General features: G+C 37.5%; 24 protein-coding genes. 18 read left to right on the forward strand and 6 right to left on the reverse strand.

All coding sequences use genetic code 11. From position 1 onward, the window contains the following. The first annotated feature begins 1 nt into the window (after position 1). Positions 2-1,468, forward strand: coding sequence for a replicative DNA helicase (gene dnaB, locus FGL89_RS05580; protein ID WP_014974952.1), 1,467 nt, complete (start codon positions 2-4; stop codon positions 1,466-1,468). A gap of 64 nt (positions 1,469-1,532) precedes the next feature. Here the strand turns inward: dnaB and FGL89_RS05585 are convergent, their stop codons facing one another. Further along, complete coding sequence (locus FGL89_RS05585; RefSeq protein WP_135197858.1) at positions 1,533-2,075, reverse strand: metalloprotease family protein; 543 nt, start codon at positions 2,073-2,075, stop codon at positions 1,533-1,535. Next, positions 2,068-2,568, reverse strand: a complete 501-nt coding sequence (locus tag FGL89_RS05590; protein WP_014974950.1) for an aminoacyl-tRNA deacylase — start codon at positions 2,566-2,568, stop codon at positions 2,068-2,070. The genes FGL89_RS05585 and FGL89_RS05590 overlap by 8 nt, the downstream gene beginning before the upstream one ends. A 79-nt stretch (positions 2,569-2,647) precedes the next feature. Here FGL89_RS05590 and FGL89_RS05595 point away from each other — a divergent pair, with 79 nt between their 5' ends. The 3 genes from FGL89_RS05595 (at position 2,648) to FGL89_RS05605 (ending at position 6,778) form a co-directional block, all read left to right on the forward strand. Beyond that, complete coding sequence (locus tag FGL89_RS05595) at positions 2,648-3,376, forward strand: GntR family transcriptional regulator (protein ID WP_014974949.1); 729 nt, start codon at positions 2,648-2,650, stop codon at positions 3,374-3,376. Positions 3,377-3,618: 242 nt separating this feature from the next. Next, positions 3,619-6,072: a phosphoketolase family protein gene (locus FGL89_RS05600; protein WP_014974948.1), complete on the forward strand. Its 2,454-nt coding sequence runs from the start codon at positions 3,619-3,621 to the stop codon at positions 6,070-6,072. Between the two features lie 187 nt (positions 6,073-6,259). Continuing rightward, positions 6,260-6,778: an NUDIX hydrolase gene (locus FGL89_RS05605; RefSeq protein ID WP_014974947.1), complete on the forward strand. Its 519-nt coding sequence runs from the start codon at positions 6,260-6,262 to the stop codon at positions 6,776-6,778. 292 nt (positions 6,779-7,070) lie between these two features. Here the strand turns inward: FGL89_RS05605 and FGL89_RS05610 are convergent, their stop codons facing one another. Continuing rightward, positions 7,071-7,856 (reverse strand): ABC transporter ATP-binding protein, encoded by a 786-nt coding sequence (locus tag FGL89_RS05610; RefSeq protein WP_014974946.1) that lies wholly within the window; start codon positions 7,854-7,856, stop codon positions 7,071-7,073. 329 nt (positions 7,857-8,185) lie between these two features. Between FGL89_RS05610 and ilvB the strand changes: the two genes are divergently transcribed. From ilvB to ilvA, 4 genes are read left to right on the forward strand one after another with little or no spacing between them, the layout of a single operon-like run. Then, positions 8,186-9,904 carry a biosynthetic-type acetolactate synthase large subunit gene (gene ilvB / locus FGL89_RS05615; protein WP_014974945.1) on the forward strand — a complete coding sequence of 573 codons (1,719 nt, stop codon included), beginning with the start codon at positions 8,186-8,188 and terminating at the stop codon, positions 9,902-9,904. After that, on the forward strand, positions 9,901-10,137 hold the full coding sequence (locus tag FGL89_RS05620; protein WP_014974944.1) for an ACT domain-containing protein: 237 nt from the start codon (positions 9,901-9,903) through the stop codon (positions 10,135-10,137). Before ilvB ends, FGL89_RS05620 begins: the two co-directional genes overlap by 4 nt. A gap of 35 nt (positions 10,138-10,172) precedes the next feature. After that, positions 10,173-11,216 carry a ketol-acid reductoisomerase gene (ilvC, locus tag FGL89_RS05625; protein ID WP_014974943.1) on the forward strand — a complete coding sequence of 348 codons (1,044 nt, stop codon included), beginning with the start codon at positions 10,173-10,175 and terminating at the stop codon, positions 11,214-11,216. Between the two features lie 60 nt (positions 11,217-11,276). Further along, a complete protein-coding gene (gene ilvA, locus FGL89_RS05630) occupies positions 11,277-12,542 on the forward strand; it encodes a threonine ammonia-lyase IlvA (protein ID WP_014974942.1) in 1,266 nt (421 codons plus the stop codon). A 91-nt stretch (positions 12,543-12,633) separates the two neighbouring features. Here ilvA and FGL89_RS05635 read toward each other — a convergent pair whose 3' ends face one another. Then, positions 12,634-13,038, reverse strand: coding sequence for a RidA family protein (locus FGL89_RS05635; protein ID WP_014974941.1), 405 nt, complete (start codon positions 13,036-13,038; stop codon positions 12,634-12,636). A 324-nt stretch (positions 13,039-13,362) separates the two neighbouring features. Between FGL89_RS05635 and FGL89_RS05640 the strand changes: the two genes are divergently transcribed. From FGL89_RS05640 to thiD, 10 genes are all read left to right on the forward strand, one after another. Then, the gene (locus FGL89_RS05640; RefSeq protein ID WP_014974940.1) at positions 13,363-14,175 is read left to right on the forward strand and encodes a Cof-type HAD-IIB family hydrolase; all 813 of its coding nucleotides are present in this window, start codon (positions 13,363-13,365) and stop codon (positions 14,173-14,175) included. A 75-nt stretch (positions 14,176-14,250) separates the two neighbouring features. After that, positions 14,251-14,748 (forward strand): thiol peroxidase, encoded by a 498-nt coding sequence (locus tag FGL89_RS05645; RefSeq protein ID WP_014974939.1) that lies wholly within the window; start codon positions 14,251-14,253, stop codon positions 14,746-14,748. Between the two features lie 181 nt (positions 14,749-14,929). Beyond that, positions 14,930-15,913, forward strand: a complete 984-nt coding sequence (locus FGL89_RS05650; protein ID WP_014974938.1) for a ribose-phosphate diphosphokinase — start codon at positions 14,930-14,932, stop codon at positions 15,911-15,913. A 145-nt stretch (positions 15,914-16,058) separates the two neighbouring features. Then, positions 16,059-16,766 carry a response regulator YycF gene (yycF, locus tag FGL89_RS05655; RefSeq protein ID WP_014974937.1) on the forward strand — a complete coding sequence of 236 codons (708 nt, stop codon included), beginning with the start codon at positions 16,059-16,061 and terminating at the stop codon, positions 16,764-16,766. Between the two features lie 131 nt (positions 16,767-16,897). Continuing rightward, complete coding sequence (gene walK / locus FGL89_RS05660) at positions 16,898-18,769, forward strand: cell wall metabolism sensor histidine kinase WalK (RefSeq protein WP_014974936.1); 1,872 nt, start codon at positions 16,898-16,900, stop codon at positions 18,767-18,769. Beyond that, entirely contained in the window at positions 18,759-20,063 is a 1,305-nt protein-coding gene (gene yycH / locus FGL89_RS05665; RefSeq protein ID WP_014974935.1) for a two-component system activity regulator YycH, read from the forward strand. The genes walK and yycH overlap by 11 nt, the downstream gene beginning before the upstream one ends. Positions 20,064-20,093: 30 nt before the next feature. Next, positions 20,094-20,879, forward strand: coding sequence for a two-component system regulatory protein YycI (gene yycI, locus FGL89_RS05670; protein WP_014974934.1), 786 nt, complete (start codon positions 20,094-20,096; stop codon positions 20,877-20,879). 63 nt (positions 20,880-20,942) lie between these two features. Continuing rightward, entirely contained in the window at positions 20,943-22,082 is a 1,140-nt protein-coding gene (locus FGL89_RS05675) for a S1C family serine protease (RefSeq protein ID WP_014974933.1), read from the forward strand. 653 nt (positions 22,083-22,735) lie between these two features. Beyond that, positions 22,736-23,215 carry a 23S rRNA (pseudouridine(1915)-N(3))-methyltransferase RlmH gene (rlmH, locus tag FGL89_RS05680; protein WP_014974932.1) on the forward strand — a complete coding sequence of 160 codons (480 nt, stop codon included), beginning with the start codon at positions 22,736-22,738 and terminating at the stop codon, positions 23,213-23,215. A gap of 77 nt (positions 23,216-23,292) precedes the next feature. Further along, entirely contained in the window at positions 23,293-24,102 is an 810-nt protein-coding gene (gene thiD, locus FGL89_RS05685) for a bifunctional hydroxymethylpyrimidine kinase/phosphomethylpyrimidine kinase (RefSeq protein ID WP_014974931.1), read from the forward strand. Between the two features lie 65 nt (positions 24,103-24,167). Here thiD and FGL89_RS05690 read toward each other — a convergent pair whose 3' ends face one another. Continuing rightward, positions 24,168-25,565, reverse strand: a complete 1,398-nt coding sequence (locus FGL89_RS05690; RefSeq protein WP_014974930.1) for a DHA2 family efflux MFS transporter permease subunit — start codon at positions 25,563-25,565, stop codon at positions 24,168-24,170. 139 nt (positions 25,566-25,704) lie between these two features. After that, positions 25,705-25,848 carry a hypothetical protein gene (locus FGL89_RS08640; RefSeq protein WP_014974929.1) on the reverse strand — a complete coding sequence of 48 codons (144 nt, stop codon included), beginning with the start codon at positions 25,846-25,848 and terminating at the stop codon, positions 25,705-25,707. Positions 25,849-25,921: the final 73 nt, after the last annotated feature.

Genomic DNA, 25,921 nt, shown 5'->3' on the forward strand with positions numbered 1-25,921 from the left:
TATGGACAATCCGGGATCATACGAATATAGACAAGTACCACAAGATGTGGATGCCGAACGTGCGGTACTCGGCGCCATTTTTTTTGATGTTAAATCAGATAATGCGATGGTAGCAGCTGGCGCTATTTTGCAAGCTGATGATTTCTATCGACAAGCACATCAAACAATTTTTAAGGCAATGCAACAATTGGTCGATGAGCAACGTCCAATTGATATGTTGACTTTGCAAGATAAATTAAATAGTATGCAGCAGTTAGATAATGTTGGTGGTATGCCGTATCTTGCTGAGATTTCAGAATCATCTGCATCATCAGCTAATTTACGGCATTATGCTAATATTGTTCGAGAAAAAGCGATTTTAAGACGTATGATTGATTTGATGACACGCAGTATGTCATTGGCATATGATTCTGCTGAACCTAGTGAAGAAATTTTGGAAGCGTTAAATCGTAATCTAGATACCTTAGCTGAAAACCGTGGTGATGAAGATTTTCAAAAAATAAAAGATGTTTTGCAAGAATTCCAATCGAACTTAGACAATGCTGTGGATAACGACAATGATATCGTTGGGTTAGCCACAGGTTATCCAGAATTAGATAAATTAACTCATGGGTTTCGTGAGGATCAGATGGTTGTTCTTGGTGCGCGTCCGGCTGTTGGTAAAACGGCGTTCGTATTAAATATTGCTAAAAATGTTGCTAAAGCTGAACAAGTACCAGTAGTTGTGTTTAGTTTGGAAATGGGGGCAGTTGATTTAGTAACTCGATTGGTTGCTGCCGAAGGAGCGATTGATTCGAACCACCTAACCACTGGTCAGATGACATCAGATGATTGGCAATCACTAACTTTAGCTATGCAGTCGTTAGCTAATATGCAAATTTATATGGATGATACCGCTGGTATAAAAATCAATCAAATCAGTGCTAAATTACGTAAATTAGAAAAAGATTTGGTTGCGGATATGACGCCTGAGCAACGTGTGGAAAATCCACATCCAATTGGCATGGTAATTATTGATTATCTTGGTTTGATTGAATCTAATAATACTGAGAGCAGGCAGCAAGCTGTTGCAGAAATTTCTAGATCAATCAAAAAATTAGCCAAAGAATTACATACGCCAATTTTAGCGCTAGCGCAGTTAAGTCGTGGTGTGGAGCAACGCACGGATAAAAGACCTGTACTATCAGATTTGCGAGAATCTGGTTCTATTGAACAAGATGCAGATATTGTCGCATTTTTATATCGTGATGATTATTATCGCAATGATGGTAGCGAAGACAGCGGCGAAACTGATCCTCGAGATGAAGAAGAAGCAGTTCCTATCGAGATCATTTTAGAAAAAAACCGAGCAGGTGCCCGTGGTACGGCGACGTTAATGTTTAATAAACCAACATTTAAATTTAGTCCTATGGCGCCACTATTTAGAGACGATCCGATTGCTGGGCCAAATGGTAACCCAGGTTGGTGATTATCAACGTTGTCGGTATTCCTAGTCACAGATGCTATTAAAAAAGGATTGAATCAGAAAAGATTCAATCCTTTTTTAATAGCATCTGTATAATAGTGACAATGAAAATAATGATAAGGTAAAATGGGACACCGTACCAAAAATTTATCCAATCAGCACGTGATAAATTGAAACCAAAAACGAAACTAATCATCAAACAGATAACCACCAGTAATCGCCAAGATAATAGGGGTGGATACATGAACAATGTCAAACTATAAACCGCTAGACCCAAACCAAAAATAGGTGCCAATCCAATAAAGACATTACCAAAGCGCTGATAAAAGCTGTTCTTGTTATATGTGTGATTAACATAGCCAAGCACACCGTCATTACTGATTTGCCATAGTTTAAAATCAGTAATATTGTGATGAAACAGTATCGCGATGATTAAGTGGCTTAACTCATGAATGACAATACCAAAAAATCCAATTATTGCGATAATGGCATACGAAGTTTGCTGCATCGCCCAACGAGTAATCTGTTGTGAGATTAAGCTGAGGATATAGGTTATGATGATAGGGATGATGAACCACCAAATATAGTGTCGAACGAGTAAATCAATCATGTTCTAATAGATCGACAAAAGTTGCACTGGTAAGTGTTGCAACATCTGTTGGTTTAACTTTATCTGATTTACTCAGTTCACCACCGCTAACTAGAAAATAGTCAGCATGTTGTGCGGATATATCAATATAAATAGGAAAATGTTTGTTTTGCCAAATACCAACGGGGTTATTAGCGCCGTGAACATAACCCGTTGTTCTTTGTAAATCTTTGAGAGATAACATGGTCACCTTTTTGTTACCAGAAGCGGCAGCTAATTTTTTGAGTGACAGATGCTTTGTGATAGGCAAAACAGCCACGACTGGACCAGTTTTATCACCAGAAGCAGCTAATGTTTTATAGATATCTTCATGTTGAACGCGATATTTATTCAGAATGATATCACGTTCAGCTTCTGATTTATCTAAAATGTTGAGTTCAAACGATTCATAATTAATATGATGCTTGTCCATAATTTGTTCGGGAAGTGTTTTTTTAATTTTTTTCTTTGTCATGATGATATTATTTTACCACAAATTGGAACCACCAAAAAGTGACGCGGTCCAACCAATTTATGATATACTAGTTGATATGATGTCAGAGGCGATTTATGTTACGGTCCAAGCCGACCTTAAACAAAAAATTTATAATGGTGAATTTTCAGATTTAAAATTACCAGATGAGCGGTCATTAGCTGAGCAGTATCAAGTATCACGCTCCTCTATTAAACGAGCCTTGAATGTATTAGTACAACAGGGTGTTATTTTTAAAAAAAGAGGTAGCGGAACATTTGTTAATCCGCTTTATTTAAAAAATCATGCTATTTTTAAGCATGAAGGATCAAATCTGGGTGTTTCAGATTCCTTTCGTGTAGATGGACAGGCACCCAGTATTGAATTATTAGATTTTCAAGTGGTACCAGCAACACTTGAACAACAGCAAGCATTATTTTTAAATGAGGGTGATTTTGTTTATGAAATTAAACGTTTACGTCGCTTAGAGGGTGTACCGTTTATGATTGAACGAGGGTATGTCCCAATAAATGTGTTACCAGGTTTGAGTAGAAGTATTGTGTCGGGATCTGTTTACGAGTATGTTGAGAACACGAAACATCGGACAGTGACTAAGTCATTTATGACGATTATGGCAGAACCTTCGAACCAAGAAGATCAAAAGTTACTTGAGTTGTCTGAAAAAGAGCCCGTGGGTATCATGGAAGGTATCTTTTTTATGGATGATGGGACACCGCTTGAATTTTCCACGATGCGTTTGCATTATAAATATCTGAGGTACAATGCTTTTGTAAGTATTGATTCAGAATAAATAATATATTGTTTTAAAAGACGGCAAATCGTGCCGTCTTTTATTTGTCTGTAGGCAAGAAAATTGTATAAATTGGGTCGCACCAATAAGTACAATCTACCAACCAAAAATAAAAATAACATCAACCAATTCAAGGCATTCTCCTTGAACTAATGCGAATAATCAGTTATACTGGAAGAGTAAATAACGGAGAAAGATTCGTGGTTTACGATTCTCTCAAAAAATAAGGAGTACTTAATCTCATGGCAGATTTTGATTCAAAAGAGTACTTAGAACTCGTTGATAAGTGGTGGCGTGCAACCAACTATTTGTCAGCAGGGATGATCTTCTTGAAGAGCAACCCATTGTTCTCAGTTACTAACACACCAATCCAAGCCGAAGACGTTAAAGTTAAGCCTATCGGTCACTGGGGAACAATCTCAGGTCAAACATTCTTGTATGCTCACGCTAACCGCTTGATCAACAAGTATGACTTGAACATGTTCTATATCGGTGGTCCAGGACACGGTGGCCAAGTTATGGTTACTAACGCTTACTTGGATGGCGAATATACTGAAGATTACCCAGAAATCACACAAGATTTGGAAGGTATGAGCCGCTTATTCAAGCGTTTCTCATTCCCTGGTGGAATCGGATCGCATATGACTGCTCAAACACCTGGTTCATTGCATGAAGGTGGTGAATTAGGTTATTCATTATCACACGCATTCGGTGCTGTTTTGGACAATCCTGACCAAATCGCATTTGCTGTTGTTGGTGATGGTGAAGCTGAAACAGGTCCATCAATGACATCATGGCATTCAACAAAGTTCTTGAACCCTAAGAATGATGGTGCTGTTTTGCCTATCTTGGATTTGAACGGATTTAAGATTTCTAACCCAACATTATTCTCACGTATGTCGGATGAAGAAATTACAAAGTTCTATGAAGGTTTGGGATATTCACCTCGCTTTATCGAAAATGATGATATTCATGATTATACTGCATATCATGAATTGGCAGCTAAGGTGTTGGATCAAGCTATTGAAGATATTCAAAATATCCAAAAAGATGCACGTGAAAACGGTAAGTATCAAGACGGTACAATCCCTGCATGGCCAGTAATTATTGCTCGCTTGCCAAAGGGATGGGGTGGTCCACGCTTTGATGCAAAGGGTAACCCAATCGAAAATTCATTCCGCGCGCATCAAGTGCCATTGCCTTTGGAACAAGCTAAGCTTGAAACATTGCCACAATTCGAAGAATGGATGAATTCATACAAGCCAGAAGAATTGTTCAATGCTGATGGTTCATTGAAGGATGAATTAAAAGCTATTACACCTAAGGGTGACAAGCGTATGTCTGCTAACCCTATTGCGAATGGTGGACGTCGTCGTGGCGAAAAGGCTGAAGATTTGACTTTGCCTGATTGGCGTCAATATACTAACGATATCAATGATGATAATCGTGGTACAGAGTTGCCAAAGCAAACACAAAACATGGATATGACAACACTTTCAAACTATTTGGAAGAAGTTGCTAAGTTGAACCCAACATCATTCCGTGTCTTTGGTCCTGATGAAACAATGTCAAACCGTTTGTGGAGTCTCTTTAACACAACTAACCGTCAATGGATGGAAGAAGTTAAGGAACCGCACGATGAGTATGTTGGACCTGAAGGTCGTATTATTGATTCGCAACTATCAGAACATCAAGCTGAAGGTTGGCTAGAAGGTTACACATTGACTGGTCGTGTGGGAATCTTTGCTTCATACGAATCATTCTTGCGTGTTGTTGATACAATGATCACACAACACTTCAAGTGGTTGCGTCATGCATCAGAACAAGCATGGCGTAATGATTATCCATCATTGAACTTGATTGCAACATCAACAGCGTTCCAACAAGATCATAATGGATATACTCACCAAGATCCAGGTCTATTGACTCACTTGGCTGAGAAGAAAGCTAACTTCATTCGTGAATACTTACCAGCTGATGGTAATTCATTGTTAGCTGTTCAAGCACGTGCTTTCTCAGAGCGTCATAAGGTTAACTTGTTGATTGCTTCTAAGCAACCACGTCAACAGTGGTTTACTGCTGATGAAGCTGATGTATTGGCTAATGAAGGTTTGAAGGTCATTGATTGGGCTTCTACTGCACCTTCTGGTGATGTTGATATTACATTTGCATCTGCTGGTACAGAACCAACTATCGAAACTTTGGCTGGTTTGTGGTTGATTAACCAAGCATTCCCTGAAGTTAAGTTCCGTTATGTTAACGTTGTTGAATTGCTTCGTTTGCAAAAGAAGTCAGAACCTAACATGAATGATGAACGTGAATTATCAAAGGAAGAATTCGATAAGTTCTTCCAACCTAATACACCAGTAATCTTTGGCTTCCATGCTTATGAAAACTTAGTTGAGTCATTCTTCTTCGAACGTAAGTTTGAAGGTGACGTATACGTTCATGGTTACCGCGAAGATGGTGACATTACAACGACTTATGATATGCGTGTATACTCACACTTGGATCGCTTCCACCAAGCTAAAGAAGCTGCTGAAATCTTGTCTGCAAATGGTAAGATTGATCAAGCTGCTGCTGATACATTCATTGCTAAGATGGATGATACATTGGCAAAGCACTTCGAAGTTACTCGTAGCGAAGGCCGCGATATCGAAGAATTTACTGACTGGAATTGGTCAGCTTTGAAGTAATTGTTATCATTATTGTTGCTTGTTTATTGACATGAGCAGGTAATATGAAAAACGAACCGGATTAGTATCTGGTTCGTTTTTTGTGTACACAAAAAAGATATAAGAAATTGTAAAGAGATTAGAAGAATGTTCATAATACTCACTAGTTGAGCTATGTGTTATTTTAATTAAGAGGAGAGCAAGGTAAGTGAAAGATTTACAGGCTGATAATATTGGCGAGTTGTGGGATATTTATGATGTTAATAAACAACGTACAGGTCGTACTCATCTTCGTGGGCAAAAATTAGCAAATGGTGATTATCATCTGGTAGCTAATGCAATTATTTTGAATGATGAAAAGCAGATATTAATACAACAGAGGTCATTTAAAAAATTGAGTCGTCCTGGACAATGGACTGCTGAAAGTGGCGGATCAGTGTTACAAAATGAAACTAGCCAACATGCGATTGTGCGTGAGCTCCGTGAAGAATTAAATTTAGTGGTAGATATAGCGCAACTGGGCATGCTGACAACACGCTATTATTTTGATTGGATTGAGGATTGGTATGCCGTACACGTCAATATTAAATTAGACGATTTGACGATACAACAATCTGAAGTAGAGCGTATACGCTGGGCAACATTAGAAGAAGTTTTGACAATAGCCAGTAGTAATGGCATCGATGAGGCAGTTTTATATAAACAGGCATATGATTTACTATTTTAGTGAAAGCGGTATAACGGAAAATAGAATGGTATATTAATCTATGACATACTACGATGGTGTAAAAAACCGCTTAGCTCGTATCAGCTAAGCGGTTTTTTATACCATCAGTAGCTGCTTATATGTCAAAGTGACAATGAGCAGAGAAAATAGCCCATCATCACAGCAAAATAATGACGACGAGGTTGAGGTGCACGGCTGAGATTGTATTGTTTTTATTAGTCATAGTAAAACTCCAATCATTAATTAAATAATATTAAAACATAAAAACAATTTAATGTCAAATATTTAATTATTAACGAGGATATACAGCAAAACGATTACCAACTGTAGGTACCAATTTAACAGGTTGTGGATAAAAGTTGGATAAAATTTTTTCTGATAAAATGCTATCACGCTTACCTTGGGCAAATATTTTCCCTGATTTTAATAATAAAATATGCTGAAAATCTGGCAGAATTTCTTCAGTGTAATGAGATACAAAAAGTAATGCTGGATGATGGGGTAATTGAGTTAACTGATTGATTTGCTGTAGTAATTGTTCACGTGCAAAAACATCTAGTCCATTACATGGTTCGTCTAAAATAAGTAACTCTGGTTGTCCAATCAATGCACGAGCAATTAACACAAGTTGACGTTGCCCTTGGGAAAGTAGTCTGTAAGGTTTATTGATAATAGATTCACCACCGAGCTGTTGCAGTAGTTGTTTGGATTCTCTGAGGTCACTATCTGTAAATTCATTATGAATATTAATCGTGCCAAATTTACCACTTAGAACAATATATTCAGCTAAATGATTTTCAGGTAATTGTTTTTGCATCGCTGTTGAAACGAAACCGATTCGTTTTTTTAATTCAAAAACATTAGTATATCCAAATGTTTGACCCAATACTTGTATACGCCCAGAGGTTGCCCAAAAGTTACCGTAAATTAAAGATAACAAGGTAGTCTTTCCAGCACCGTTTAGTCCCATTAAAACCCAATTTTCTCCGGAATTGATTTGCCAGTTAATGTTATCTAATATTTTATGCTCACGTTCAAATGAGACGTTTTCTAGTTTTAAAACGGGTTCTATTGCCATTTAATGCACTCCTTTAGTTTGAAATAATTAAATCATAGCGTTGTTTGATAACTTTTTCAATAGTATTTGATTTTAAAATAATAATCAGACGTGCTAAATGAGGATATTCCAATGTTATATATCAAGACGGTAAATACGGTATTCATACGGTTTCCAATCGAATAAATTGGCTATAAAAATGAAATATTTGCGCGTTGCGTTTGACAGAATTCGTGTCATTTGTCACAATACATTTATTGCATAGCTCATCAAAACCTCATTTTGATTTAGTGATAATGAGAAAAATTGTAAAAAACCATGCAAACAATCATTTAAGAAAGGAGTAAATTATGCAAGATGTTCAATCGCGCGTCAGCCAAACGGGTGCGCAAATACTACTAGATTCTCTAGAGAAAGCAGGTGTACAGGTCCTCTTTGGTTATCCTGGTGGTGCAGTGATTCCAATGTATGACGCACTATATGATAATTTAAATGGTATCGAGCATATCCTGGTTCGTCACGAACAAGCGGCCGCACATGCAGCCGAAGGATACGCTAAAGCCACTGGAAAGCCTGGTGTTGTGTTAGTCACATCTGGACCCGGCGCCACGAATACGGTGACAGGCATTGCAGATGCTTATGGTGATTCTGTGCCATTGATTGTTATATCAGGTCAAGTGGGAACGCATGGTATTGGTACTAATGCATTTCAAGAACTTGATATGTTATCGATAACCAGTTCAATTACAAAAATGAGTTATCAAGTGCATCATGTTGATGAACTGCCGTCTATTGTAGCAGAAGCTTATCAAGTAGCCACTTCTGGACGGCCAGGACCAGTTTTGATTGATCTACCAAAGGATATCACTCTAGAAAGTGATGTGTCGGGAACGCTACCGAGTCAGTCAGCTCGAAAGATTAATTTAACGGAACCTGCTTTGAATTTAACAAAAATACAAGAACTTGTTGAAGGATTATCTCGTGCTAAGCAGCCGGTAATTATCGCAGGTGCTGGTGTCTTGAAGGCTAATGCACAAGGATTATTACGCCAGTTAGTGAATCAATATCATATACCAGTTGTATCCACCTTACTAGGTCTAGGGGCTATGACATCTGATAATCCATTTTTCCTTGGTATGGCCGGTATGCACGGTTCTGTGCTAGCCAATACGGCATTAGATCAAGCAGATTTCATCCTCAATATTGGATCACGTTTTGATGATCGTGTTGTCACAAATGCTAAAGATTTTAGCCGTCACGCAACGATTGCACATATTGATATTGATATAACAGAGATAGGGCGCGTTTTAGAAACAGCTTATCAAATTCATGCCGATGCTTATGAAGCCTTGTCGGCCATCCTAAAATTTTCAGAATTTAAAAAAATGGCGATAACTAAAGATTGGCAATCGAAAAACCAACAACAACCCAACCAACCAATCTTTGATTATCCAGAAACTGACCAAGCGATTATGCCACAGACAGTTATTGAGAATATAGGCCAATTGACAAAAGGAAAAGCGCTTATTGTGACCGATGTTGGTCAACATCAAATGTGGGTGGCACAGCATTATCCCTTTCAAGATAATCATCAGTTATCAACATCTGGTGGGTTAGGCACCATGGGGTATGGTATACCAGCCGCCATTGGTGCTAAAATAGCCAAGCCAGATCGAGAAGTTGTGTTGTTTGTTGGTGATGGTGGGTTTCAAATGACATCAGAAGAGCTAGCTATTTTAAATGATAACAATCTTAATATTAAGATTGTTATGTTGAATAATCATTCACTAGGCATGGTTAGACAATGGCAGACACTACTTTTTAATCAACGTCTATCACAGACTGTGTTTGATACACAGCCAAATTTTGGGAAACTGGCAAGCGCTTATGGCATTAATTATATGTTGCTTGATCAACCAGATAGCCTAACTGATGATTTACAACGTGCTTTTGCATCGGAAAAATCAATTTTAATTGAAGTCATCATTCCAGAAGATGCGCAAGTTTTGCCGATGATTAATGCTGGCGCACCATATCGAGACATGATAACGTGGGGGGAAAACAAATGACAACTCATACATTATTTACACGTGTGTATAACCACACAGGATTTCTCGTTCGATTTGCCAGTGTTCTAACACGGCTAAATGTTAATATTAAATCGTTTACTGTCATATCAGATGATGACGAAATAGCGACAGTATCATTTACTTTTGAATCTGAAGACAACAATCAAGTCGCCAATGTGAGGCGCAATCTAAAAAAACAACTAGATATTTTATCAGTTGGTTACGTTAAATAAAATAATAAATAATATAAAAAATGGAGAATTTAATTATGACAACAAAGATGTATCACGAAGCAGATGTAGACGCAACATTATTGGAAAACAAGACGATTGCCGTTATTGGCTATGGTGCGCAGGGTCATGCACAAGCAAATAACTTACGTGACTCAGGGTACCAAGTCATCATGGGATTACGTGCAGGACGTTCTTGGGATGCTGCTAAAAGTGACGGATTTGACGTTTATACAACGTCAGAAGCTGTTGAAAAAGCTGATGTTATTATGTTTTTGACCCCAGATGAATTGCAAAAGCAAGTATGGGAAGAAGAAATCCGTGATTACATTAAGCCAGGCAGTTACTTTGGTTTCTCGCATGGATTTAATATCAACTATGGCTTGATTGAACCTAGTGAAGATTTGAATGTCTTTATTGTTGCACCTAAAGGCCCAGGAAACATTGAACGACGTGAGTTCGTTGAAGGTGGTGGTGTACCAGATTTGTTTGGTGTTCACCAAGACCCATCAGGTGATACACGCGCATTAGCAATGGCTTATGCTAACGGTGTTGGTGGTGGCCGTGGTGGTATGTTGGAGACAACTTTTGAAGAAGAAACAACAGAAGATTTATTTGGTGAACAAGCTATTTTATGTGGTGGGTTGACACAATTGATCGAAGCTGGATTTAATACATTGGTTGAGGCCGGTTACTCGCCAGAATTAGCTTATTTTGAGACATCTCACGAAATGAAAATGATTGTTGACCTAATCTTTGAAGGTGGTTTTGAAAAGATGCGTCATGATTGCTCAAATACATGTGAGTATGGTGAAATGTTAAATGGACCACGTATCATCACTGAAGAATCAAAGCAAGGTATGCGTGATGTTTTGAAAGATATTCAAGATGGTACGTATGCAAAGCAATGGTTGGCAGAGTATAATTCTGGTTTGAAAGATTTGGAAAGTAAGCGTACTGAATATAAGGCAAGCTTATACGAACAAACTGGTAAAAAAGTGCGTGCCATGATGCCTTGGATTTCTACTGCAGATAAGTATTCAACAGCAACTGACGTTGACCAATATTCAACAACGAAATAATAATAAATAAAAAAAGTGGCTTCGAGCCACTGTACATAATCTTAAAATTGGAGGAATCATATGACTTATTCTGATTTTTTAACTGCCAAAGATGTCATCGAAGCGTATCAAACACTCTCAAAAGTTGTTCGACATACAGCACTGGAATACGATGAATATTTGTCAAAAAAATATCATGCACATATTTATTTGAAGCGTGAAGATCAACAACGGGTCCGTTCATTTAAAATTCGTGGTGCTTATTACAATATAATTAAGGCTGATAAAGAAAAACTAAAGAATGGGGTTGTGGCCGCTTCTGCTGGTAATCATGCACAGGGGGTCGCTGCCACATGCCGAGCGCTTGATATTCAAGCTACTATTTTTATGCCAGTCACAACACCGAATCAAAAAGTGTCTGCTGTTCGACGGTTTGGTGGCAAAAACATTACGACTATTTTGGTTGGTGATACTTTTGACGAAGCGCAGCAAGCGGCATTAGATTACACGCAAAAAAATCAGATGTTTTTAGTGGCACCATTTGATGATTATGCTACAATGGCTGGTCAAGGCAGTATTGCAGTGGAAATTTTTAATGATGCAAAAGATCAAGCAATTGATGTTGATTACTTAATCACCTCAGTTGGCGGCGGTGGATTAATTAGTGGTGTATCAACTTATACTAAGTATATTTCACCTCAAACAACTGTGGTGGGTGTTGAGCCTGAAACAGCTCAGTCTATGGCAGCGGCTTTCAAAGCACAGCAGCCAGTGACTGTCTCAAATGTTGATCACTTTGTTGATGGTGCAGCTGTTGCCAAAGTTGGGCAGTTAACTTATCGACAAGCGCATCGCTATGTCGATCGATTATTAGCTGTACCAGAAGGAAAAGTAGCACAGACCGTCATGGATATGTATACATATGAAGCGATTGTAGCCGAACCAGCAGGAGCAATGCCAATTGCTAGCCTAGATATTATTGCAAAAGATATTGTTGATCAGACAGTTGTTTTGGTTGTATCTGGTGGGAATAACGACATTAGCCGTATGCAAGAAATGGAACAAAAATCTTTGATGTATAAAGGGCAGCAGCAGTTTTATCTGGTGGAATTTCCACAACGTCCAGGTGCTTTACGGCAGTTTGTTAATGATGTACTCGGTCCAAATGATGATATTACACGATTTGAGTATACAAAGAAGATTAATTCGGAGACAGGATCAGTGATGGTTGGTATTTTATTGGGAGAAGGCACTTCAGTGACATCGTTGACACAGCGTTTGTCAGCTTTCTTTCCTAAATATGTCAATTTGCAAGAAAATTCAGTGCTTTTTAACATGTTAGTTTAGGCTAGCAATTGTTTTATTGGTTAGATAGCGTTTAAATAAACCCCTAAAATCGGTGTTATCCAATTTTAGGGGTTTAATGGTCAGTTTCTAATTATTTTGTTGTGGGTTTCATAGCAACAATTTCGATTTCTAATTTAGCTTTTTTAGGTAAAGCTGCTACTTGGACAGCTGAGCGAGCGGGAAAAGCTTCAATTGAAGTTGTCTCAAAGTATTTTTCATAAATATCATTTACTATAGTAAAGTCAGAAAGATCATCGAAGAACAAACCAGCTTTAACAATATCGGCTCTTGAAAATTCAGCTTCGTGTAAAATTTCGTCAATATTTTCAAAGATTTGGTGTGCTTGTTGCGTAGTTGTTTCACCAACAAACTCATTGGTTTGAGGGTCGATACCAATTTGACCTGAGATATAGAGTGTATTATCAACCTGAATTGCTTGGGAGTATGGACCCAATGCTTTAGGGGCTTGCGTTGTGCTAACAACTTGCTTTGACATGAATAATTTCCTCCTTACAATTATTCTATTCCAATTTACTTTTTTATACAATAAATATAACAAAATTATAAAGTTAAATAATAAAATTATGAAAATTAGATGTATGATGACATCTGCTGAAAGCCTTGAAAGTCTAATATATGGTTCAAATGATATATTTTGTGTGCTGTAATCGCTTTCTTTGTTATAATATTAATAAGGCGTTATGTTAGAATTAACAATTTTTGATTTTTAATGTCTAGGTAACGAAGCAATGAAGGAGAATTATTAAAGCTGTACGTTTACTGAATACTAGTATTTGGACGCTTAATTAAAAATAAAATGATGTCAAAAATAAAAATTGTTTCTATTGATATTGATGGGACACTACTCAATGATCAACATAAGATTACACCAGAGGTTAAGTTGGCTATCCAACAAGCTGCGGCCAAAGGTGTTAAAATAGTCATTACAACTGGTCGACCTTTACCAGGTGTTCGGGATATATTAGCTGAACTCAATCTATTGGGTGATGATCAGTATGTTATTACTTATAATGGTGGATTATTACAAACAACTAATGGGAATAAAACCTTATTTAACCAACCGTTGTCATTGGACAGATTTCGTGATATTAATGCTTTCATGACGGAACAACAGATTTATGTTCAGGTTGAAACTAAGGATGCGGCCTATACGACGCATCATAAGATTCATACCTGGGCCAGTCATGAAAACAGCCTTGTCAAATTGCCACTGTTCATCGTCGATACAGAGTCCCAGCTTGAGCGCGTGAAGTTTATTAAAGCTATTGCTAATGCCGAGAGTGATGAACTAGATGCCGTACAAGCAATTATACCGGCGAAAATATCAGAAACTGTTAACGTGATTCGTTCCACAGCCAATAACTTGGAGTTTATTGATCAGCGCGCTTCTAAGGGAAATGCTTTACTAGCTCTGGCTGAATTATTATCTGTTGACCCTAGTGAGACAATGGCAATCGGGGATCAAGAAAATGACCGATCAATGCTTGAGGTAGCTGGTGTAAGTGTTGCAATGGGAAATGCTATTCCAAGTATTAAGGCAATTGCTGAGTTTGAAACGGTAACAAACAATGATTCAGGGGTTGCACACGCTCTGAAGAAATATGTACTCTAGTCATATATTGAGATTGACTGATCAAAATATGAATATAATGTTGTATAATGATAAAAATAATATGGAGGTTGTGAAATGAATGTTTTAATAACTGGTGAAGTGGCAGAATTAGTAGGGGAACCTTTAGCGGTGGGGGAACAATTACCACACTTTAAGTTAGAAGATGAGAATGGTGATAAGGTTAAAACAGCTGATTTAGTTGGACGTATCACTTTGATTTCTGTTGTTCCTGACTTGAATACAGATACATGCTCGTTGCAAACACGTCATTTTAATCAAACAGTCGACCAATTTGGCGATGTTCAGTTTATAACAGTGTCAACAAATTCTGTTGAGGAACAACGAGATTGGTGTGCAGCTGAAGGTGTGAAGAACATGCGTGTACTGTCAGATGAGCAAGAATCATTTGGTTATGCGACTAACCTCTACTTGCCAGTGCAAGGTTTTGATACACGTGCTGTGTACATCGTTGATGCACAAGGCACTGTGAAGTATGCTCAAATTATTCCTGAAGTATCTGAGGAACCAGATTATGACGATGCATTGCAGGCATTAAAGACGTTAATGAGCTGAAAAAGTTTAATTAAACTCAATCAGTTACTTGATCTAAAAATGATATTTAAGGACAGTAACATAATGGTGTTGCTGCCCTTATTTTTCGTATGATGTCACAGTCTTTTGTGGCTTTTATCATTTTTTTTTGTTAAAATAAGTATTGATTACGAACCGCAATAGAAAATATTTGGAGCTAAACATGCCGGAACCTAAATTGAAACTTTTTTCTCTAAGCTCAAACGAACCACTTGCAGAAAAAATTGCTGCATCAGTTGGTGTACCGTTAAGCGAAATTTCTGTCAAGCGCTTTGCTGATGGTGAAGTGCAAATTAACATTGAAGAAAGTATTCGTGGTGATAACGTCTTTGTTATCCAATCAACTTCTGCGCCTGTTAATGATAATTTGATGGAGTTACTGATTATGATTGACGCTTTGCGCCGGGCATCAGCTAACCAAATTAACGTTGTTTTGCCATATTATGGTTATGCACGTCAAGATCGTAAAGCACGTTCACGTGAACCAATTACTGCTAAACTTGTAGCAAATATGTTGGAACGGGCAGGTGCTACACGGGTATTGGCACTCGACTTACATGCGGCACAAATCCAAGGATTTTTCGATATTCCTATGGATCACTTACAGGGTGCACCATTGCTTGCTGATTACTTAATTGAAACTGGGATTGCTGACAAGAAAAACGCTGTTGTTGTTTCTCCAGATCATGGTGGTATGACACGCGCACGTAATTTGAATAATATGTTGGAATTAGAGTCACCAGTGGCTGTTATAGACAAGCGCCGACCAAAGCCAAATGTAGCTGAAATTGGTAGTATTGTTGGGGATGTTGCTGGTAAAACTGCCATCATGATTGATGATATGATTGATACAGCTGGTACAATTACGCAAGGTGCGCAGTTAATTATGGAACATGGGGCAAAAGAAGTGTATGTCGTAGCCTCTCACGCTGTCTTTTCTGGACCGGCTGTTGAACGTCTTCAAAACTCAGTTTTCAAAAAAGTGATTTTAACTGACTCAATTAACCTACCAGAAAACAAAAAATTTGATAAATTAGAGATCGTTTCAGTTGGTGAATTAATTGGTGAAGCAATTCGTCGTATTAGTAATAATGAAGCTATTTCATCATTATTTAAAACACGTTTTCACCGTCGATTACACGATTAATTCGTCGTTACAGTAAATGCCTCATAAAAAATAGACCTTAAAGTCAACAATAGTTGGCTTTTTTTGTGCAATATATTACAGAATGGTTGAAAAATGATATACTTGAAGGTAGATAAAATACTAGAAACACGATAGGAGAACGTCCATGAGTAAAGTTTTGGTTGTGGATGATGAGAAGCCAATCTCAGATATCATTAAATTCAATCTTACAAAAGAAGGCTATGATGTTATTACAGCCGCAGATGGTCGGGAGGCGCTAGATATGTTTAGCGAAGAAAATCCTGATTTAGTTTTGTTAGATCAGATGTTACCAGAAATTGATGGTGTCGAAGTTTTGCGACAAATTCGTTCAAAGTCCGAAATTCCTGTCATTATGGTTACTGCTAAAGATTCTGAAATCGATAAAGTTTTGGGATTGGAGATGGGTGCAGACGATTATGTGACTAAACCATTTTCAAATCGTGAATTAGTGGCACGAGTTAAGGCTAATTTGCGGAGCCGTAAAGCTGTAGCTCAGCATGGCGATGAGAGTGTTGTCAGCACTGAGGATATTGAGTTGGGTGATTTGGTTATCCATCCACAAGCTTACATGGTTTCTAAATCCGGTCAAGATATTGAATTAACACATCGCGAGTTTGAACTACTTTACTATTTGGCACAACATATCGGTCAGGTCATGACACGAGAGCATTTGTTGCAACAAGTTTGGGGTTATGATTATTTTGGTGATGTCCGTACGGTAGATGTGACAGTCCGCCGTTTACGTGAAAAAATTGAAGATAATCCAAGTCATCCAAATTGGCTAGCGACACGTCGTGGCGTTGGTTACTATTTACGTCCTGATGCAGAATAGTGCGTGGCAATAATGCGTATAACATTGAGGGCGCTTAGTGCTAATTTTTTTGATTTGTACTTATTCCTTGCAACAACAGCACGTGCTTCTCATCTAAATAACAAGGGGACAGACGTTTAACGTCAGCAATTATGCGCAGCCTAACTAAATTTTTCCAATCTATTCGTTTTCGCATCACGCTTGTTTTCGTGCTGCTGATGATTATCGCACTCGAGCTTTTGGGTGCGTTTTTTGTACGTCAAATTGAACAACGTAATTTGGCAACTTTTCAACAGCAAATTACCTTACCCAAGTATGCTACGGATCAAATAACAACCGCATTAAGAAATAAACAAACTGATGAAGCTAATCATCAAATTCAAGATGTCTTATCAGGTTTAAATAATACTAATTTGCAAGAGGTACAAGTCATTGATCGTACTGGCACTATTCGTGGGACATTGTCAGTTTCTGGTCAGCAGACAATTGGGCAAAAAACGACCGATTTAAACGCTCAAAAAGCTTTATCAGGGAATCAATCATTTTTAAAAACACGGACGATTAATGAAAGTGGTGAACGCAAGGAGTTAATGACCACTCAACTGGGTGTATCATCTGGTCGGGTAAGAGAAGTGACTGGTATCATTGTTGTTAAGGCTAGTCTATTGCCAGTTTATCGTAATATCAGTAATGTAATGCGTTTATTTATCATAGCTGGTTTGATAGCGTTAGTAGCTAGTATTGCGCTTGCCTTATTCTTAGCACGGACATTGACGCGACCGATTGAACAAATTAATGAACAAACGACTAAAATTGCCAGTGGTGACTATTCAATGGTTAATCATATTTATTCACCTGATGAATTGGGTCATTTGGCAAAATCAGTGAACGAATTATCCACACGAATTGAAGAATCAACCGAAACAGTTAATGCTGAACGTAACCGCTTGGATTCGGTGTTAACACACATGGCAGACGGTGTTTTAGCAGCTAATCGCCGTGGTGAAGTGACGATTATTAATCAGGCAGCGGCTGATTTTGTTGGCATTGAACGTGAAGCTGCGCTAGGACAGAATGTTATTGATTTATTGCGTCTACAAGGTAAACGTACATTGCGCGATATGTTAGAAAATTTAGATGATTTTCGTGTTGATTTATCCAATGATGGGACAGAATTATTGGTACAAGCTTATATATCATTAATTAAAAGGCAGTCAGGATTTATCTCTGGATTGGTTGTTGTTTTACATAATATTACTGAACAGCAGCGTATAGATTCCGAACGTCGTATGTTTGTTTCCAATGTTTCTCATGAATTACGTACGCCGCTAACATCAGTACGTTCATATGTTGATGCATTAGCAGAAGGCGCAATTGAAGATCCAGAAATGGCGCAGAACTTCTTGGGTGTTGTACAAGATGAAACGCAGCGCATGATTCGTATGATCAATGATTTGTTAGAATTATCTCGTTTGGATCAAGGTACGATGGAAGTCAAACAGGAAGTTATTAACTTAAATAGTCTATTTAACTTTGTTTTAAATCGCTTTGATATGATTATTGAAAGTGATGCCAAAAATACTGAAACACCTAATAAAACCTATAATATTAAAAGAGAGTTCACCAATGAAGACGTTTGGGTTGAAGTCGATCCGGATAAATTCACACAGGTACTTGATAATATTATGAATAATGCAGTGAAATATTCACCAGATGGTGGCACAATAACTGCTCGTTTGATTAAGACAAAGACCCGTGCTATTTTAAGTATTTCAGATCAAGGGTTAGGCATCCCGCGTAAAGATTTAGATAATATCTTTAATCGTTTTTTCCGTGTGGATAAGTCACGTTCTCGTGCTCAAGGTGGGACAGGGTTAGGTTTGGCAATTTCTAAAGAAGTCGTAGAAAAGTTTAATGGCCGTATCTGGGTTGATTCGGTTGAAAATCAAGGCTCAACATTTTATATTTCACTGGCTTATGTCGATGACGCTAATATTGAGGGAGATGATTGGGATGTGGAATAAACCTAAGTTTTTAAAAGGTACGATTTTGGACATATCCATGATTCTAGCGATTGTCATTTCAATAGTGTTGACAGGTTTTGTATTTAGTTCTTTTGGTCAAAATGAAGCACCAGACTCTGCAACATCACAACAATCAGAACAACAATTATTAGAGCTTATTCAACCCACACAATTAATTGTCACGCATAAAGATGGCTCGCAGCAGCTAGTTACTCATAAAATCAGTACACAAATTAAAAAAATACGCACTTATATTGAAGGTGCTGAATTAAATGACGCAAAATCAGAAAAAGTATCAGTAGCCAAAATTCAATCGTTACTTTCAATTAAAAAATCACAAATTTTACGTTATCCAGATGTCGTGCCAATTTCTTACTTTAATACGCGCTATCAACAAAATGTTTCAAGTGGGAAAAACTTTAATTTTAATTATTTTGTTCTGGATTTTAATCGATCAAATATTGGTTATTTTGTTAATACTAAAACAAACAGGATAGTTACGGTTAAAGTAAAAAAGTTAAACAATGACTTAGCTTGGAAAAAAGCAGAAGAACTGCCTACAACAGTTGCGGTTAATTTTAAAGCGTATCAAGGTCAAGTAATGATGAATTACCCAAATGACGTGAAATTACCTGTATATTCGTATCTATTGAATCATCGCGACCCTTCAGCTTATGTTTCAGCACTTTTGGGAACAATAAATCAATTGAGTATTAGTAAAGCAGATGATCGTACGATATATACTAATAAGTTGAATAGCCAAAAAATAGTTTACAATAGCACCTTAGAAACTGTCACTTTTGAAGACCACAATGCCAAAAATCAGTTACCTAAAACTTATTTGGGTCGTCTGAATGCTGGACTTTCTCAAATTAATTTATTGCAGCTCAATTTAGCAGATACGCGATTTTATGAAAGCCGGGACAACGGTCAGCAGGTGACCTATCGTACCTATGTTGAAGGATTTCCAGTTTATTTTCAATCAGAGAGTGGCGCTATTCGTATAAAAATAGCTGACAATGGGGATTTGACCAGTACCTACTCATTAAACGAGTTGGGGGTGCCAGTGCCTAATAAACAAGAAGATGTGACATTACCATCTACCACTAGTATCTTGAAACAGTTAGATGATGCAGGTGTAAAAAAATCAGATTATTATTTTATTACACCTGGATATGAGTGGCTGATTAATAAAGATAGTCAGGCAGCGGTGAATATGGAACCCACTTGGATGATTGAAACATCCAGTGGTTGGCAAAGTGTGTCAGCATTTTTAAAACATCACGATAATTAGACGTGTTTGTCACGAGTAAAGGAGAACATCATGCAATTTAAACGTATTAAACTATTAATGCTGATTTTATTTTTGTTGCTAGATATTTTTCTATTCAATTGGTGGCGAGCTGGTCGGGTTGTTAATGATCAGGTAACGGATGCTAATGTTAACATTATTGATGAAATGAAAAACCAAAAAATTCGGTTACCGCAATTTAGTACTAAAGTACGTTACAGTAGTTATGTTGCCGCTCAGCGTGGGGACAAACAGATACTTGATAAGGTATCATTAGGGAAAAATGCTACTGTTAGTGAGCCAAAAGATAAAAATGGTGTCATTGTTAAGTTTAAAACAGCGAAATCACTTGAAAGAAATGAAACATCTAGGGATAATGAGTTTGATAGCCAATCAATTGCAGCACCAGCAGGTTATCGCTACAATAATATTTTGACATTAGATAAAAATAATACAGACAGAGTTTATTCACAACATGTTTTTGGATTGCCAGTCATTTCTGACTATGGCATAATGACTTTCCAGTATAATAATGTTGATAAAGTCACTGGCTTTACGCAACGCAAGTTGATCAATATCGAAAAATTACGTGATGATCGTGCAACAATAACTGAAGAAGAAGCAATTATTGCGTTATACAGGTATAATGAAATTGGTAGTGGTGATCGATTGTCTGACGGACAATTGTCGTATGATACAACAATACATGTCAACGGTTTTGATATTTATTTACCAGTATGGGCTTTTGAAGCATATAGCGGTCATGAAAAATATATCTTGAAGATCAATGCATTTACTGGTGAGAATATGTCCGAGTAATTTAATTTAAAATTAATTTGCGAAGTGTATTATTGGTAAAAAATCAAGTAACGGGTGATTGATATGAAACAATATTCATTAACAAAAATCGTATTAACTGGTATCATCGCTGGTGTTATCGGTGGTAGCGCATTATTATATGGGCAACGTGGTGTTGAAAATTTGCAAACATCGACACAAAAGGTTAACACAAAGGCTAGTGAAACTAGTACTATCCCCAAAAACGCTACAGCCACAACGGCTTATGATAAAATCTCTGATGCTGTTGTTTCAGTATTAAATTTTTCACAAACTGGTCAGAGACGCTATGAAGAGTCATCTGAAGGTTCTGGTGTGATTTACAAGAAAGCCGGCGATTCAGCCTATATCGTGACCAATAATCACGTGATTAGCGGTGCCTCTAAGATTCAAGTAATGATGCATGATGGTAAAAAGGTTGAAGCATCATTAGTCGGCAAAGATATCATGACTGATTTAGCTGTTTTAAAAATGGATGCCAAAAATGTGACGGCAACGGCATCATTTGGTGATTCGAATAAAATTCAAGTTGGGCAAAAGGTGTTAGCTATCGGTTCCCCCTTGGGTTCACAGTACGCTTCTTCAGTGACTCAAGGTATCATTTCTGCCAAAAAACGTTTAGTTGAGGCGAGCTCTGAAAACGGGCAAAGTTATGGCGGATCAACAGTTATTCAGACAGATGCTGCTATTAATCCTGGTAATTCAGGTGGACCACTGATTAATTTTGCAGGTCAAGTCATTGGTATTAACTCAATGAAATTATCCTCCTCCTCATCTGGTACGAGCGTTGAAGGGATGGGATTTGCAATACCTTCAGATCAGGTGGTTAACATTGTCAATGAACTGGTGAAGAATGGTAAAATCACAAGGCCGGCTATTGGTATTAGCTTAGTCGAACTTTCCGAAATAACGGTTGATGACCAAAAAGCTTTACTGAAAATTCCAGAAACTGTAACAGGTGGTGTCGTGGTCATGGGCACGACGGATAATGGGCCGGCAGCTAAAGCTGGTTTGAAGAAGTACGACGTGATTACTGCTATTGAAGGTAAAACAGTGGCTGGTCAAGCAGACTTGCGTGAGGAGCTCTACAAGCATAAATTAGGAGACACAATCAGCGTAACCTACTATCACCAAGCAACCAAGCACACAGTCAATATTAAATTAACACAGAAATTAGGAAGCTAACGTTTTGACGTTAGCTTTTTCTTTAGTATTAGTTGACAAAAATGTAAAAATGCGCGTTTTCTGAAAATGTTGAAAACGTATTGTAAAATGTTGATAAAATAAAGAATTAGTCGATAAAATGTTGAAAAGTGAGTTCCTTTTGTTGATAACATCATATTTTCTTTAAGAAACACTTAAATCAAGCAGATTTAAGTAAAAAACGGTAAATTACAGTGATTTTTGAGTTGTTTTTTGTGTTATTAATTGAATGTACGGTTCCTAACCATAAAATGTAGTATCCATAGGCTGAGTGGAGTTGTTTGTACGGAAAAGTTAACATTTGTTCTAATTATGTTTCTAATTATCAAGGGAACATTTGTGCTTATCCACAGCTGTGGATAAAAAAGTGGAAAACTGTGGATAAGTACACATTTTAAAGACAATATTTGTCTCATTAGCGACAAGATACGGTTAATAAAGTTATCCACAAATCATTAAAATTTGTTCGAAATCTGTGGAAAAAATATTATGCGAACGCTATAAACATTGATATAATAGCATTGTGGAACTTTTTTATGATACCTGTTCGTGTGCATAACTTTTAAAAAGATAAACGGCTCAAATGTTTGCGAAAAGCATAAAAAGATTAAGAAAACATAAATTTAGAGGATAACATGCAAATTAAATTAATTACAGTTGGGAAGTTAAAAGAAAAATATCTCAAAGATGGTATTGCGGAATACAGTAAGCGGTTATCCAGGTTTGCTAAAACAGAGATAATTGAATTAGCGGATGAAAAAACACCAGACAAGGCGAGTGCAGCGCAAAACAAACAAATTTTAAGAAAAGAAGGGCAACGTATTCAGGAAAAAATTGGTTCGCGGGATTATGTGATTGTTTTGGCGATTGAAGGCAAGCAGTTAGCCTCTGAAGATTTTGCTCAGAAAATGTCAGAGATCACGCTGTCAGGCTATTCCAATATTACTTTCATTATTGGTGGTTCATTAGGTTTAGATGAAGCTATCAAACAGCGAGCAAATTTTAAAATGAGTTTTGGTTTGTTAACATTACCGCATCAGCTCATGCGATTAGTATTAGTCGAACAAATCTATCGTGCGTATATGATTCAACAAGGTTCCCCGTATCACAAATAGCATGCTCATTATTGGACAAGCAATAGTGAGCAGCGTATAATCATATAAAATAATGAAATTTAGGTGAGGAAATAATAATGGTCAATGAATTTCCACAAGTCTTAACAATTGCGGGCTCAGATTCAGATGGTTCTGCTGGTATGCAAGCTGATTTACATACTTTTTTTATTCGGAAAACCTATGGTATGAGTGTTCTTGTGGCAGCTGTGGCTGGTAATTCATATGGAATCCATGCTGTTGAAACACTACCTTTATCTTTTATTTCAAAGCAATTTGATATTTTAGCCAGCGATTTTCATATACGAGCAAGTAAAACCGGCATGTTGTCAGATGCTGATTTGATTCATACAGTAACAGATGCTTACCAAACATATGATTTTGGTCCACTAGTGGTCGACCCTGTAATCACGACAAAACACGGGGCGCAATTATTAGAGGATCGTGCCTTTCAAGCACTGAAAACCAAGTTATTACCTTTAGCAGAAGTAGCGACACCTAACTTCTTTGAAGCGCAGTTATTAACTGGTATCACAATTGAGACGGAAGAGGAGCAACGGCTTGCAGCGCAAGCTATCCAAACATTAGGGGCTAAGAATGTCATTGTGAAAGGTTGGCACCATCTGGCAGCGCAGTCAGAGGTTGCTGATTATGTGCTGTTAGCTGATGGCACTGATTTTTGGCTACGCCATCAATATTTTGAGACGACGCATATCAACGGTACTGGTGATACACTGAGTGCTACAATTGCCGCTGAACTCGCTAAAGGAACAGATGTGGCTACTGCCATACATATTGCGCATGATGTTACAACGGCAGCGATTGCCCATGAAATTGCTGTTGGTCATAAATTTGGACCAATCAATCATTGGGCTGCTGAAAATATTTGATAGCATAATTTTTTGTAAATTAAAAAGCCATACAATTTATTGTATGGCTTTTATTGACTAGAAAACTATTCTTTCTGGTTTTTAGTTTTTAAAAAATAGGTCAATGCCGCAGCGAATAACATGAGAAGTGCTGCTGTGATAAATGTGACACGGATACCGTGTAATTGAATACGTGTAGCAATCATACTAAAGTGTGTGTCAGCATAACCCATTGAGGATTTGGTCATAATTGTGACAAGGGCAGCTGTTCCAAATGAAGCTGAAATTTGACGAATAGTTGTAAACATTGCTGATCCGTCAGGCATTAAACTTAATGGCAAGGCGTTAAAAGCTTCGGTTTGAATCGGCATCAAAACTAATACCAAACCAAGTTGCCGAATAAATTGTCCCACTACAGCTAACCAAAGTGGGGAAGTGAGAGACATAGAGGCCAAGATAAAGGTGCCAATACTTGTCGTGATAATACCAATTAAGGCTAAGTATTTAGCGCCATAACGATCATATAATCGTCCACTCCAAGGTGATAAGAAAGCCGTGACTAAGGCACCTGGAAATAGGACTAATCCAGAGACAAAAGCAGAGGTTTCACGAACTCTTTGCATGTAAAGGGGTAGCATCATGGCACCGCCATACATTGCAATCATCAAGACAACGTTAATTAAAGTTGCAATAATAAAATCACGATATTTTAGGACAGCCATATTCAGTAATGGTGTCTTAACAGTTAATTGTCGCCAAATAAATAATCCAGTGACCACTAAGCCAATAAGGACAAATCCCCATACCGTAAACTCTGACCAGTCACTTGCACCTGCACTAGAAAAGCCATACAATAGTGAGCCGAGTCCAATACTGGAGAGCACAACACCTAGAAAGTCGAATTTGAGTATTTTTTGTTCACCGATATTTTGTAACAAAAAATAGGCCAGAATGAAATTAGCAATAATTAATGGTGCAACAAGGAGGAAAAGATAACGCCATGATAGGTTAGTAACAATAAGTCCCGATAATGTCGGACCTAGTGCCGGCGCAAAGTTGAGTGCCAGTCCAATACTACCCATCGCACCACCACGTTTGTCTGGTTCAAATAAATTCATGACTACCACGTTCATTAGTGGACCAAAAACGCCAGCTCCTAAGGCTTGAATCATACGACCAGTAATCAGTATGGGAAAGTTGGGTGCAAATCCGGCAATTAAGGTACCTGCGGCAAACAGGGCAACGGCAGTGAGATACAAACGACGTGTAGTCAGTCGTTGGATCAAGAAAGCAGTGAGTGGCACCATGACACCATTCACTAACATATAACCATTTGTCATCCATTGACCAAGATCAGTACCAATATGGAATTCGCTCATGATATTAGGCAAGGCCACATTCATTAGTGTTTGGTTTAAAAAACCTAGAAACGTACCAATGACTAAAATAATCAAAATAGATTTTTGTTTTTGAGATATATTCAAGTTAGATACTTCCTTTCTTTAGATAAGGATTGTACTTAAATATAATATTAAGTCGATTTAGTGCTTTAATAACATTTTGCCATATTTTAGTATAAAAAAGCAAACAAAAAACCAGTAAAAATACTGGTTTTACGCTTAATTACTTTGTTGAAGGTAATTCTTCTGACTTACCCTTTGCCCATTGTTGCAACTTTGCAATAGCAGTTTGACGTTGTTTCTTGGCTGAGTTGTGTCCGACCTTGCGGGCACGGGCAAATGAATTAAGAGGCTTCTTTAATGCCATGATGGGTACTCCTTTTTAAATGTTTTACATACAAGATATTATTATACGTCATTATTATTAAAAAATCAATATT

It is taken from the genome of Leuconostoc carnosum (assembly GCF_007954525.1).
Lineage (GTDB): Bacteria > Bacillota > Bacilli > Lactobacillales > Lactobacillaceae > Leuconostoc > Leuconostoc carnosum.

Coding starts and splice junctions, on each gene's coding strand:
- dnaB (WP_014974952.1), top strand. CDS start 2: ATGGACAATCCGGGATCATACGAATATAGACAAGTACCACAAGATGTG.
- FGL89_RS05585 (WP_135197858.1), bottom strand. CDS start 2,075: ATGATTGATTTACTCGTTCGACACTATATTTGGTGGTTCATCATCCCT.
- FGL89_RS05590 (WP_014974950.1), bottom strand. CDS start 2,568: ATGACAAAGAAAAAAATTAAAAAAACACTTCCCGAACAAATTATGGAC.
- FGL89_RS05595 (WP_014974949.1), top strand. CDS start 2,648: ATGTCAGAGGCGATTTATGTTACGGTCCAAGCCGACCTTAAACAAAAA.
- FGL89_RS05600 (WP_014974948.1), top strand. CDS start 3,619: ATGGCAGATTTTGATTCAAAAGAGTACTTAGAACTCGTTGATAAGTGG.
- FGL89_RS05610 (WP_014974946.1), bottom strand. CDS start 7,856: ATGGCAATAGAACCCGTTTTAAAACTAGAAAACGTCTCATTTGAACGT.
- ilvB (WP_014974945.1), top strand. CDS start 8,186: ATGCAAGATGTTCAATCGCGCGTCAGCCAAACGGGTGCGCAAATACTA.
- FGL89_RS05620 (WP_014974944.1), top strand. CDS start 9,901: ATGACAACTCATACATTATTTACACGTGTGTATAACCACACAGGATTT.
- ilvC (WP_014974943.1), top strand. CDS start 10,173: ATGACAACAAAGATGTATCACGAAGCAGATGTAGACGCAACATTATTG.
- ilvA (WP_014974942.1), top strand. CDS start 11,277: ATGACTTATTCTGATTTTTTAACTGCCAAAGATGTCATCGAAGCGTAT.
- FGL89_RS05635 (WP_014974941.1), bottom strand. CDS start 13,038: ATGTCAAAGCAAGTTGTTAGCACAACGCAAGCCCCTAAAGCATTGGGT.
- FGL89_RS05640 (WP_014974940.1), top strand. CDS start 13,363: ATGTCAAAAATAAAAATTGTTTCTATTGATATTGATGGGACACTACTC.
- FGL89_RS05645 (WP_014974939.1), top strand. CDS start 14,251: ATGAATGTTTTAATAACTGGTGAAGTGGCAGAATTAGTAGGGGAACCT.
- FGL89_RS05650 (WP_014974938.1), top strand. CDS start 14,930: ATGCCGGAACCTAAATTGAAACTTTTTTCTCTAAGCTCAAACGAACCA.
- yycF (WP_014974937.1), top strand. CDS start 16,059: ATGAGTAAAGTTTTGGTTGTGGATGATGAGAAGCCAATCTCAGATATC.
- walK (WP_014974936.1), top strand. CDS start 16,898: ATGCGCAGCCTAACTAAATTTTTCCAATCTATTCGTTTTCGCATCACG.
- yycH (WP_014974935.1), top strand. CDS start 18,759: ATGTGGAATAAACCTAAGTTTTTAAAAGGTACGATTTTGGACATATCC.
- yycI (WP_014974934.1), top strand. CDS start 20,094: ATGCAATTTAAACGTATTAAACTATTAATGCTGATTTTATTTTTGTTG.
- FGL89_RS05675 (WP_014974933.1), top strand. CDS start 20,943: ATGAAACAATATTCATTAACAAAAATCGTATTAACTGGTATCATCGCT.
- rlmH (WP_014974932.1), top strand. CDS start 22,736: ATGCAAATTAAATTAATTACAGTTGGGAAGTTAAAAGAAAAATATCTC.
- thiD (WP_014974931.1), top strand. CDS start 23,293: ATGGTCAATGAATTTCCACAAGTCTTAACAATTGCGGGCTCAGATTCA.
- FGL89_RS08640 (WP_014974929.1), bottom strand. CDS start 25,848: ATGGCATTAAAGAAGCCTCTTAATTCATTTGCCCGTGCCCGCAAGGTC.